6 protein-coding genes are annotated in these 12,584 nt (G+C 51.7%); all 6 read right to left on the bottom strand.

Annotated features, from left to right (window positions below; translation table 11 throughout):
- Positions 1–45: 45 nt before the first annotated feature.
- The 6 genes from OCU43_RS07080 to gbdR all read right to left on the bottom strand — a co-directional run bounded on the left by OCU43_RS07080 (position 46) and on the right by gbdR (position 12,534).
- Positions 46–1,023, bottom strand: a complete 978-nt coding sequence (locus OCU43_RS07080; protein WP_091352768.1) for a dipeptidase — start codon at positions 1,021–1,023, stop codon at positions 46–48.
- Positions 1,024–1,461: 438 nt separating this feature from the next.
- Positions 1,462–3,783, bottom strand: coding sequence for a M48 family metallopeptidase (locus OCU43_RS07075; protein WP_091352765.1), 2,322 nt, complete (start codon positions 3,781–3,783; stop codon positions 1,462–1,464).
- A 523-nt stretch (positions 3,784–4,306) separates the two neighbouring features.
- Positions 4,307–9,394: a diguanylate cyclase gene (locus tag OCU43_RS07070; RefSeq protein ID WP_091352763.1), complete on the bottom strand. Its 5,088-nt coding sequence runs from the start codon at positions 9,392–9,394 to the stop codon at positions 4,307–4,309.
- 21 nt (positions 9,395–9,415) lie between these two features.
- The gene (locus tag OCU43_RS07065) at positions 9,416–10,132 is read right to left on the bottom strand and encodes an MBL fold metallo-hydrolase (protein ID WP_091352760.1); all 717 of its coding nucleotides are present in this window, start codon (positions 10,130–10,132) and stop codon (positions 9,416–9,418) included.
- 4 nt (positions 10,133–10,136) lie between these two features.
- On the bottom strand, positions 10,137–10,982 hold the full coding sequence (locus OCU43_RS07060; RefSeq protein ID WP_091352757.1) for a gamma-glutamylcyclotransferase family protein: 846 nt from the start codon (positions 10,980–10,982) through the stop codon (positions 10,137–10,139).
- 421 nt (positions 10,983–11,403) lie between these two features.
- Positions 11,404–12,534: a choline metabolism transcriptional regulator GbdR gene (gbdR, locus tag OCU43_RS07055; protein ID WP_091352754.1), complete on the bottom strand. Its 1,131-nt coding sequence runs from the start codon at positions 12,532–12,534 to the stop codon at positions 11,404–11,406.
- Positions 12,535–12,584 lie beyond the last annotated feature (50 nt).

Here is a 12,584-nt window from a genome sequence, read left to right as displayed (position 1 = left end):
TGTTTTGTACTAAAAATTATATTTACTTTGTAAAGCGTAGTAGCTTTAAGAACCCCAGACATCCTTCAACAATGTCATCCAGTTCTCACCCATAATCTTGCGCACCTGGGTTTCAGAGAAACCATCCTTCAGCAGCGCTTCGGTCAGATTCGGGAACTCACCCACTGTACGAATACCCTTTGGATTGATGATCTCGCCAAAACGGGTCAGACGACGGGCATAGCCTTTGTCGTGTGTAAGGTACTCAAAGAAGTCATGGCCATGACCCTGAGTGAAATCGGTACCGATGCCGATGGCATCTTCACCAACGATGTTATAGATGTAACGGATCGCTTCGACGTAGTCTTCGATAGTGGCATTCACCCCCGCTTTGAGGAATGGCGTAAACATAGTAACGCCAACAAAGCCGCCTTTATCGGCGATATATTTCAGCTCTTCGTCGCTACGGTTACGCGGATGCTCTTTCAAACCGGATGGCAGACAGTGGGAGTAACAAACACGCTGCTTAGACTCATCAATCACCTCTTTCGCGGTGTTCGGGCCAACGTGAGACAGATCACATAGCAGACCATGCTTATTCATCTCAGCAACAATCTCACGACCAAAACCCGATAAACCGCCATCGCGCTCGTAGCAACCGGTACCCACCAGGTTCTGAGTGTTGTAACACATCTGCACAATGCCCACGCCCAGGTCTTTAAAGACCTTAACGTAGCCGATCTGATCTTCAAACGGATTGGCATTCTGGAAACCCATCATGACGCCAGTCTTACCTTCACGCTTGGCGCGTCTGATATCTTCCGTGGTGCGCACTTTGACCAGCAGATCACTGCTCTCTTCGATCAGTTCATTCATCTCAACGATATTACGAACCGTTCCTTCAAAGTTCTCCCAGAAAGCCACGGTGCAGTTAGCGGCAGTCAGGCCACCTTTCGCCATATCTTCAAACAGGGCGCGCTCCCATTTGGCGCAGATCAGACCATCAATAACGATGGCATCATTGTGCAGATCAGCTGCATTCATTGTTGGTATCCTTCTGAATCAGAGTTTAGCAGCACCCGGTGAACCCACAGGCCTGCAGGCAAAAAGATCCACATCAGACCTTTTCATCATTAAAGCCAGTGTAGTTATTCAGAAAAATGAAACGGGGCTGGAAACGACTTACACACTACTAAAAGCGACGATGGGTGGTGATTTTGTTCTGTAATCGACCTCCCAACTGAGAAAGGAAAGTAAGGGGCTATCGATGCTAAACCCGCTATAAACATGCTCCGGAAGGCTCCACCACGTCAGTAGATAGCGCTTCAACTGAAAATACAGACGCACTTCTCAAACAAGATACTGGCAATCACGAAACAGGTAAAACAGAGACTCCAAACAGTATACGGGTCAAAGAGGGGCATCATCTTACTGATGATGACGCTCCCCCTTATTATCTTCTGGCTCCTTTTTGATGGAGAGTTACAACCCAAAAAAACCACTATAAAGCGTGCCCGCTACGATGGCGAAAGCGATAATAAAACGCAGTGTCGAGGGAACCATTCCATGAGCCAGTTGAAAGCGGTTCCATAGATCGAGTTTCTGTTGCAACTCATGCTCGTCACCCGGCAGTAAAACCGGGTATTCAGCCGGACAACTGCCGGCATGCGGCGCGACCTCAAGAGCCTTGTTTTGCAACAGATGCTGAGCAATTTTCTCTTCACTTGCAACCAACTCTTCAAGTGTCGCAGACTTGATTTCACTGAAGGTATACAGCAGATTGTTCATCAGTGTCGAAGCCGCTTCACACCATTCGACCCAGTTCTTTTTGTTAACGTCGGCGATATCAAACTCAGGAAATCGCTCTGACCAGTTTTCAAAGCCCGTTGCTTCCACGATTGGCTCTGGCAGCACAATTTTTGCCGCAACAGCGGAGATTTGCCGCATCTCATTCTGTACAGCGTTGCACACTTTAAGTATACGCCGCTTCTCAAAATGACCCACTTTGCCATCGGCGGTGATCACTTCCCAGGTGTTAACCAGGAGTGCGATCTCATTTTCAATGTTGGCATGCAGGTGTTCGCTACAATGAAGCAATCGAATCAGGGACTGCAAATAGTTTTCCCACCCCTGTCCACACTCTCTGGCACCCTGCAGATGAGCAGCACGACAGCGGGCATCATGTACCTTTAAATGTTCCGCTACCGCTGCCCGCTCGGCATGAACCTGCTGCAGCGCAACGGGAATATCGTTTTTCTTCAGCTCATTACCCCGATGACGGATAACGCCGCCGGAGGGTTTAAGTTGTCCGGACGCTAGCCCTTTCAGGGTATAACTTTCCAGATCCAGACTCCTCGCCAGGTCCAGCTGCTGTGCCAGCGATTCAGGGTAGAGTGATGCAATTGACTCAGCTGCAGAGCCCTTCAAATCAGCTGCATGCAGCATCTCATCGATACTAGCGAAATGACGCACCGGGCTACGACTCAGGTAGGTACCCCTATATTTGGATGCAAAGGAACGCTTGCTAAAGCGGTCAACAACGGCATCTTCAGCAGCAATCGGCTCCATTTCCGCAATTTTCTCTGCATTATAAAAATTCAGGCTAACTTTCTGACGCAGCCCGGCCGGATCAGAAAAGACCTGCCAGGAAGATCGCCGATCAATATTCGCAGCGATATAGATATGCTTTGCGTTGTCTTCACGATCCCTGTTCGCCGGGTGTGTCGACCACATTTGCGGTGGCCGGGCCATATCCTCAGAAAACACCCGGTGTTGACTGACATCATCGCCATCCGGCTGTGGCACTACGCCATAGCTCGCGTCATTGAGCACCTCACCAATAACACTCACCGCTTTTTTCTGGGCACTGAACAGATCGCTGATAAACTTGCCTTTACCAGCCTCAACATTGGCAACACCAAGAGTTGTCTGCCAGGCATTATCGGCGGACTGCAACTTATGTAAAGCATTGACCAGGGCATCACTGCCGGTGACTGAGACGGCGACCAGATCAGCGTTAAACTCCATCTCCCGGCTCAATGCCCGTTCAGCAATAATCACCAGCCGGAACAAGGTATCCATCAGTGAACGGATCGACCATATCACTAACCCCAGGATCCAGCCTACCCAGGCGATACGCAGATCAATACGTGAGATAAACCGTACGACAGAGTCAAGCCAGTCACGGGTAGACACCATATGGGCGATAATTTGCTGCGCGATATATACCCAGCGGCCCACCATCATCGAGCCTTGCGCAAAGTGACCAAACTCATGCGCCAGCACCGCCTTAAGCTCACCCAGATTGAGCACGTTGACCAGACCTAAACCGATAATCAGATTCTTCTTCGAAGGGAAGATCATATTGATCAGTGACAGATCATAGAACACAGCGGCATTGACATCCGGCGTGATAAAAACCCGGTGAGGTCTCGGGGCCCCTATCTCATCGGCGAGGGTATGCAAAAAGTCGAAAAGTTTCGGCTCTTCCTGGGCGGTGACCTCTATACCATCAATACGGTCAGACTTTCGCACTGAGAATAAAGACTTGATCATGAACAGGCTCAGCAGAGATGCGATGCCGGCAAACAGCAGATTAAACAGATCCGAATGACCTGCCTGAATTTTTACAATGTTGCTATAGGCAATCCAGCCAAAACATGCGGCTAACGCCAGATAAAACAGCATAAAGACCGTGAGCCCAACCATGGCTAACCAGGCCTGGCGTTTATAGCTGGCGGTTGCGCGGGTCAGATCTTCAGGTATATTACCTGGACTGGATGGATAGAGCGATAAATCAGACATGTTACGTCTCCCTGTTAGTCGTGTTCGTCCTTGCTAATCAAAACGGATAACATTCAAAACCGTTATCCAGCGTTATTCTGTTTCTCACATTTATCAATTATCGGTTCAGGCGATTACAACCTGCCGTCTGACATATCATCTGTCATCCAGGCGCAACAGCTCCCTGCCCCATACAATACAGGGAGGAGAGGACAACAATGACTGCGCCAGATTACAGAAGCCCCAGTGGCAGGAAGACTATGAGTAAAAACCTCACCGCAGCCAGAGATAGCCGGGAGAGCAGACAGCATCCTTGTCCACGATCAGTACAGCCTGTGGCAGCAGGCATATCCCTAAACCTTGAATATAAAGCATTTTAACTGGATTCAGAGTTATAATTGATAACCCCGGCGGCTGCAAGTTTTCTCCCCCCTGATACCCGCGAACCTTTGCTTCAAACAGGAAGATTTAACCGGATCTGATAATGCAGGACTCCTTTTAAGGGGGAGTCTAAGGGCGATTCGCGCGTCAGGACAGTCTGGGGCTAGTTCATAGTCAGATATTCAGCGGCGGCATGCACCTGATTACGTCCCATTCGCTTGGCGCGATACAGAGCAATATCCGCTTCACGCAGCAGCGGTTCAGTACCATCCATCGCTTCCGGCACAATCGTTGCAGTTCCAACACTTACGGTAACCACGGTGCCGGCAGAGGAATGCTCATGTACAATCGCCATATCCTGCACCGCCTGGCGGACAGTTTCGCCGACTGTAGCCGCACCTTCAGCATCGGTATCCGGCAGTATAATCATAAACTCTTCTCCCCCGTATCGGGCAATCAGATCGGCCGGACGAAATAACGTTTCCCTCACCTTTGCAGCCACCGCAATCAGACAATCATCACCCGCCTGATGGCCATAGCTATCGTTAAATGCCTTGAAGTGGTCAACGTCCAGCATAATCACCGACAGCGGTTTCTTTTCCCGCCGCAGTCGTCGCCAGACTTCAAGCAGATAGGCATCCCCTCGGCGACGGTTAGCAACCCCCGTCAGGCCATCACAATCCGCAAGCCCCCGTAGTTCAAGATTGAGTTGCTCCAGGCTGGCGGTCCGCTCAATGACCTTCTCCTCCAGTGTCCGGGAGTATTCCTGAATCTGCTCGTACAGACGCGCGTTCTCGATGGCAACCGATGCCTGAGCCGCCAAAAGGCGAATAACTTCCACTCTCCCCGAGGTAAATACACCACTGGCAAGGTTATTCTCTATATATAAAACGCCAGCGAAACGCTCACGCAGGAGGGGCACACAGAGTACAGAGGCAGGCTGAACCTCAAGAACATAGGGGTCCTGTACAAAGGCGCCCTCTGAGGCAGCATCCCGGAGCACCACAGCCTCACCGCTGTGCAGCACTTCACTGATCAGCGTCACCGGCAGGAAAACCGGCGCTCCCTGAGAGCTCTGCACCAGCGAACGCCCCGGCAGATCATCTGCTGATAAGCCGGATTCGGGGAAAGTACCCGCCTCGACAACCAGCCCTGCTTCGCGTTTAACCACTAAGCAACCCCATTGTCCTCCGGCATTTTCCAGCAGAATCGTCATGGTTTTTTTCAACAGCCGGTCGAGGATGATCTCTTCTGAAATCGCCCGGGAGGCTTTCATCACCGAGGCGAGATCCAGATCACCAACCGCATCAGTACCATAGGGCGTACCCGCCAGCGGCGATAGCTCACGCAATACCGCAAACTCCTGTTCCAGCAGAGCCACTTTACGATGGGCGCCCCAGCGATCATATATCCGGTGTGCCGCGCGCAGATAGCCTTCCGCTGAGCGTCGCCGACCGATAGTCAGAAGATGACGCGCAGCCCGCTCACAGGCGGTGGCTTCATCCCGTAGAAAACCACTCTCACGCGCTGCGTCGATGGCGATATCGTAACCCTCCAGAGCGGCCTCATGCTGACCGTCCAGCCGTTGCAATTCTGCGTCCATCAGCAGCTGCAGATGACGAAAGTTAGTCTCGCAACTGTCGGCCCAGCGTTTCATGCGCGCCAGGTCTCGCTCAAGCCGGGCACGGGTTTCTGCCTGCTGTTCCACCTCCATATCGGGATACAGCGTTGACAGTGTCAGAAACGAAGTGATGTAAAAACGCACCAGTTGAGGCAGTGACATCGCCGACTTTATCAACACATCCTGAGCCCTGACATGCTCAAGGGCACGCTCATATGCACCGTAAAGAAAGCAGATCTCTGCACTGTAAATATGGTAGTTGGCAATTCCGGTCATGAACTGACGCTGACGCATCCCCTCCAGGCAGAGCGCTTCGTCAAACTGATCATCACTTAACGAACAGGGAGCATCCGTCAGTCCCAATAGATTACGTTGTAACTGTAAGAACAAAGTGCCGGAATCCAGCGAATCCTGATAGGCGCATTCACGCACGATCTCCATATTATCACTGTGCAACCGGTAAGCGGTTTCCAGATCCATAGAGGGATCCCAGATGACACAATCCTGAGCACTGTAGGCAAGATAAAGCAGATCGCCGGACTGATAACCCGCTTCAATCCCCTTTCGAAACAAAGAGGTCAGCCCTGACCAGGGCTTACTCCAGTGATAGACAAACATCGCATAGACATAGATAACCCGCGCCCGCAGCGCCAGATCATCCAGTTTTTCATTAATCGCCAAACCCGCACTGGCATACTGGAACCCCTCTTCGGGCTCATCATATTCACCACACAACAGCATCCCATAGGCGGCATAGGCGAAAGCGGTTTCCGGACAATTACCATGACTCAACGAGAGATTGACCGCTTTTGTCACCAGATAGGGAAACAGATTGCCACTGCCCGACAGAAATGCCGCAGCAAAGGTCTCCATCAGCAGTCTCATAGCGGTGAGCGTAGCAGGGTTATCAACCGGCTGAGCGTTAACCAGCTCAGCAATAGCCCGGCCACCTAAATTCTCTGTAACCCGTTGCCGTTCCCGGGCGACATCCTCCACTCCGGGATGTTGAATGAACTCAACACCCAGAATAGCCAACCCCTGAATGGCTGAAAGAATGGAGTCTTCCATCCGCCCGAGGGTTGCATATTGCCGGGTGCGGATCGCAAGAATATGACTGCGTTCCAGATCGGATTGAGCGTTTTCCAGCATCACTTCAATCCATTCATCTGCCTCTTCAACCCGCCCGGTCAGATAAGCACATTGCTGGGTTTCCTCTGCCAATGCCTGCATCAGTGATGGCACACTCTGCCAGGGGTCGGCAGGTAAAAATTCGGCACTGATCTGAAGATATCCGAGCGCCACCTCATAGGCAGACGCCTGTTTGGCACGAATGCCTGCGCGCAGATTAAGCTCAGCCAGCGACCGCTGTTCATCAGCAGAGGTTATCAACTGCCGGCCTTCATTGAGATGCGCAACAATATCGATCAGTCTGTCATCGGGCACCTGGTTATCGGCATGCTGTAACATCAAACGCCCTACCGAAAGATGAACAACCGGCCGCAACGACAAGTCGATTAATGCATATGCAGCCTGCTGCACACGGTCATGCTGGAACCGATAAACGGGATTAACAGTCACCGGGGCCTCAGAGTCAGTTGCCGAAACATCCCCCACAAGACGGTAATCACTGTTGAGCGGCTGCACAGTATGTTGTTTGAGTGCCGGCAACAGCGCCATAGCCGTTGCATCAACTGAAGCTTCATAAATGGCTGCAAGGGTCAGCAGGTCAAACGTCCCGCCAATACAGGCCGCTAACTGGAGGACCTGCTGCGTCTGCGGTGTAAAGCGTCGCAGATTGTCCACCATAAACTCGACCACATCGTTACTCACACCAGACCAGCGAGCTGCATCTAAATCCCAGCTCCACCGTCCGCTAATCTGATCGGCGACGATAGCGCCCTCTTTATGCAACTGACGCAACAGTTCAGTGGTAAAAAAGGGATTTCCCTGAGCCTTATCATAGAGCATGTCACTCAGTGGTCGGGTTTGTTCCACATTGCTGCACAACGCATCAGAGACCATATGTCTTACAGAGTTGCGATCCAGCTGGCCGAGATGAAGCTGATGGATATTCTCCCGGCCACCCAGATCCTCAAGCAATAGTCGCAAAGGATGACTCACACCAACTTCGTGATCCCGATAAGCCCCAATCAGCAATAAGTGACTCAGCTCTCTGGAGGTCACCAGACGGCGCATGAGTTCTAAGGTAGGTACGTCACTCCATTGCAGGTCATCGAGAAATAACACCACCGGGTGCCCATCGCTGGCGAACACCCGGAGAAATGCGATCAACGCCCTTTGCAAACGGTTGCGCGCCTCGGCGGGAGGAAGCTCGGCCACCGCCGGTTGTGGCCCGACAATCAGTTCCAGCTCAGGTACCAGATCAATCACTAACGCTGCGTGTGAAGCCAGAGCAGCCAGTAAATCTTCCCGCCACCGGGCAAGTTTTTCCTCGGGCTCTGTCAGGATCTGCTGCACCAGACCACGGAATGTGGCGGCAAGCGCCGTATAAGCTTCACCATGTTGAAACTGTTCAAACTTACCCTGAACAAAGAAACCCCGTTCACGCACAAGTGGCTGATCAATCTCATTCACCAATGACGATTTACCAACACCGGAATACCCTTTAACCAGGCAGAAGACATTCCCTCCAGTGACAACGGTTTCAAACAGATCGAATAGTTGCCCTAATTCTGCTTCACGGCCATAGAGTTTTTGCGGCACCAGAAACTTCTGTACAACCTCTTTTTGCCCCAGCTCAAAGGGGTCGATCAACTGCCCTGCAGCCAGTCGATCAGCGCAATAACTCAGATCATAAATCAGTCCCCCGGCACTCTGATAACGCGCCTCGGGACTTTTGGATAACAGTTTCAGGATGATGGCTGAGACAGCCTCAGGCACCTCAGGATCTATTTCGTGAGGTGCCGGGGGGATTTGGCTGATATGACTGTGCACCCACTCCAGTACGTTATCAGCCTGAAAGGGTTGCTGTCCGGTAAGCAGCTCAAACAGCAGCACCCCCAGAGAGTAATAATCGGAACGGTAATCCAGGTCGCGATTCATGCGCCCGGTCTGTTCCGGAGAGATATAGGGTAACGGCCCCTCTAACTGACGCGACATTTGCAAAGCCTGTCGCTCCTGATCCAGCTCAGAAGCGATACCGAAGCCAGCCAGCCCTGTCGCTCCGTTGAGCGGATTAAACAACACGTTCCCAGGCGTCAACGCTTTATGAACAATATCCCGGCTATGAATACCACCGAGAGTGTGAGCAAGACTCAGAGCGATTTCGAGACATTCGGCCAGCGGCAAACCACCGCCCCCCCTGAGGGCAAGGTGAGATCTGAGAGACTGCTCAAACGGTTCGCACACAAGCGCCAGATTGCCACTGCCATGGGAGATCACGGCATACACTTTACGCACACCAGCAACATCAGCTAATCGTTGCGCGATCTCACCTTCACGACGAATTTCAGCCACCTGCTGACGATCTGGAAACTCCGCATCCAGAGTCTCAACGGCCACCACCGCGCCATCCACCGCACTACGTGCGCGATAAACAACACGCCCATCCGCACGGCATATTATCGCCTCAGGCTGATAGCCAGGCAGTTGTGGCAACGGCTCCTTCACACAGATTCTCCTAACCGCCGGTCAGACACCGAAGATACGCTGGAAGGTGGCGTGATAATCCTCATAAGCGGTCTCACGCAGTGGATCGCCATGACCACACAGAGCATGCCTGAATGGCAATGTTTTCAGGCGTGCAAAATCATCTCCCTCAGGTGCAGCAGCCTGAAGCCAAACCGGGCCCAGATTAGCAGGGGTAAAGAACTCCATCGTCTGCATCAGCTCCCGTGAAGCATCAGAAAAATACTCATCCGGCGCCAGCCAGTTTTGTAATGCATCACAGGCAATCAGAATCCCACCTGCGCGATCAATACGCAGTATCGCTTCCGGTATCTGAGTAGTCCGGAACAGGAACAGAGAGGCATCCGAAATTGGTAACGTACCATCCTCTGTCAGTGTATGTGTCGCTTGCAAGCCATCTGCCTGCTCAACCCCGGGCAGTGTCCAGTAATCAGCATGATAGCGGTCAACATAGAACTGATCATCCCGGCCATGCAAGCAGCCCAGCCTGACCACATCAGTAACACGCCCCAGCTGATCAAGCTCAGCGAGGCTCTCATCGCTCAGACGAACACTGTTAATGATGATCAGGCGGTCGCCATCACGCACCACGGTCATATTGCGGCTGAATTGCCAATCCATCCCCTGAAGAACGGTTTCCATCGCGCCGCGGACGAAAAAGATATCCGGAAATACCTCTTCAATGGCGCCATGTGCAAGTACCTCTGGAAACTGATTCATTACTCTATTCCTTACTCAGTATTGTCGTTGGTGTTGTCGTTTGAGCTGTCGCAGGGTTTGAGCCGTAGTCGAAACGACCGACGTAACGGTACTCTCGGGCATACTCATTGAGATAGCTGTTAAGGTAGCGCCATTGGGCATCACTGATACGCCCCTGACGGATATCTTCCAGCGACTCATTACCGTCACTGCTATCCAGTCGTTTAATGTGGTACAGAGTCATATCCCTTCCACCAAAAAAAACCTTCAGGTAATCATGTAACGGCCGGGCTTCAGACATATCAAAAACAGCCCCGTACAGTGCGGTATACAACGGCTGATTCGCCAGTGTCGTCGCGTTGAATCGGGGGTAGTCGCCTGCCGGCGGTTTGAACCGCGGGTATTCATCTGGCTGATGAACCGGGTGCTCTGTCAGGTAAGATACAAATTCTGATGCTAACCCAGCGGATCGAGCCCCTTCGATCAACAGGTTAAGATAGCGTTGGGTTGGCAGGCAGGCATCATTGATAAACTCTGGCATCCCGACATAGGCGAAAGCTGATGCCTGAGTACCACCATCATCCTCTACCTCAACAGTGATACGGTCATAACCATGGCCGTAAGCTTCCATGGCATCCAGCGAGGTAAGCGCCTCGTCCGGGCAGTCATACAGTACACCCAACACCCTGTCATCCGGATTGCCGGAACGTTCGATGTTGCCAACCCCCCCTTCATGACGAAAGAAATGTTGTACATTAAAACGCAGTCGCCAACCCCGTAAAACCGCTCGTCTGGATGCCAAAGGCTCAACACCCTTCGCCCGCAACGAAGTCATGTTCATGTTGGATCCAAAACCAAAATAGCGAAACATCTATATTACCATCCACGATGAATCGAAAATATTACCCGCCGAAGCTGTTTTAATAACACCTTAAACGCCTAACAATACAGGGTTAAAGGTCGAAATCAATAGGTTACAACTCTGGCACTTCAGGCCTGGCGAACGAACGTGGACATTTCTTCCCTTTACCTGCATCGCTACTGCGTTTTATCGCAGTTCGGGATTAAACCACACTTAATCAGACGCTCAGTGTCTTATAACACAGACAGAACATTAATGGGGAAATTCTGTAGCCGGGCATGAGGGGGAATAATCGGGTTTTCGCTATTGCTTGCAGCGTCAAAGACAGGGCTGAAATCAGAGCATTCCCTGCAATCGCCAGTTGCATCTGAAATACCCATCGGGTATCTGGCAATACCGGTTGAAGCCTGGAAAATCGGCAGCCTGCGCCCTATTTATCCCGCTTTCCTTTCAGATGAACCGAACCAAAAGTTGACTCCGTTTTCGCTTCGGAAAGGGTATCTCTGGAAACAAACTCTTTTGCCTCAGATGGTAACCTGGTGAACTGAGCAGACTTGATAGCGGCCGCCTCGAACAGCTCTTCATCATCCCCCTGAACCGCCAGGGTACGCTCATCCCGGGGCGGAATCCCCATCTGTTCGCGATAACACTTACTAAAATGGGGACTAGAGACAAATCCACAGGCCGCAGCGATATCAATAATCGACATCGAGGTCTGTTTGAGCAACTGCCGTGCTCTGAGCAAACGCAGACGCAGGTAATAACGGGAAGGAGAACAGTCGAGATATTTCTGGAACAGTCGCTCCATCTGGCGACGGGACAGGTTGACATAATGCGCCAACTCATCCATCTCGATCACCTCTTCAATATTGGCCTCCATCAGCGCCACTATTTCCAGTAATTTTGGCTGGGTTGTCCCCAACACATGGCGCAACGGAATCTTCTGCTGATCACTTTCATCACGAATGCGATCACAGATAAACATCTCTGATATCGCCGTTGAGAGCTGATAACCATGCTCCAGCTTAATCATATTGAGCATCATATCCAGAGGCACGGTGCCACCGGTGCAGGTCATTCGATTGCGATCAAAACTGAACAGCCGGCTGGAACACTTCACACGTGGAAATGCTTCTTGAAGCGCAGCGAGATACTCCCAGTGGGTACTGCACTCATACCCATCCAGCAGGCCTGCTGCGGCTAACAGGTATGCGCCGGTGCAGATCGCCCCGATTTTACACCCTTTGCGCTCTCTTTCCTGCAACCAGTTGATATGGATACGGTTGTAAACTTTAGTGACATTCAGACCACCGGCAACGATCACGGTATCCAGCCCGGGACAGTTATCAAAACCGGCATCAGGAGTGATGGTAATCCCGTCGCTGGCACTCACGGGCTGACCATCGATAGTGATTGTGTACCAGACGTACAGCTCTTCACCACTAAGCTGATTGGCCATCCGCAGGGCTTCAACCGCCGCTGCCAGAGAGATCATAGTGAAATTATTTAACAGCAGGAATCCAATGCTTCGCGGACGCCCACCGTTAATCTCATTCGTCATAAGCAAACCTGTAATCACGCAGCATTCCTTACGGAACTGCATAGGGAGTG

This window comes from Amphritea atlantica, assembly GCF_024347255.1.
GTDB classification, from domain to species: domain Bacteria; phylum Pseudomonadota; class Gammaproteobacteria; order Pseudomonadales; family Balneatricaceae; genus Amphritea; species Amphritea atlantica.
Note: the sequence above shows the minus strand (reverse complement) of the source record. Positions and strands in the feature narration are given on the sequence as shown.

Excerpts from the sequence above, each read along its gene's own strand:
- OCU43_RS07065 (WP_091352760.1), bottom strand. The coding sequence starts at position 10,132 with ATGAATCAGTTTCCAGAGGTACTTGCACATGGCGCCATTGAAGAGGTA.
- OCU43_RS07060 (WP_091352757.1), bottom strand. The coding sequence starts at position 10,982 with ATGTTTCGCTATTTTGGTTTTGGATCCAACATGAACATGACTTCGTTG.
- OCU43_RS07075 (WP_091352765.1), bottom strand. The coding sequence starts at position 3,783 with ATGTCTGATTTATCGCTCTATCCATCCAGTCCAGGTAATATACCTGAA.
- OCU43_RS07080 (WP_091352768.1), bottom strand. The coding sequence starts at position 1,023 with ATGAATGCAGCTGATCTGCACAATGATGCCATCGTTATTGATGGTCTG.
- gbdR (WP_091352754.1), bottom strand. The coding sequence starts at position 12,534 with ATGACGAATGAGATTAACGGTGGGCGTCCGCGAAGCATTGGATTCCTG.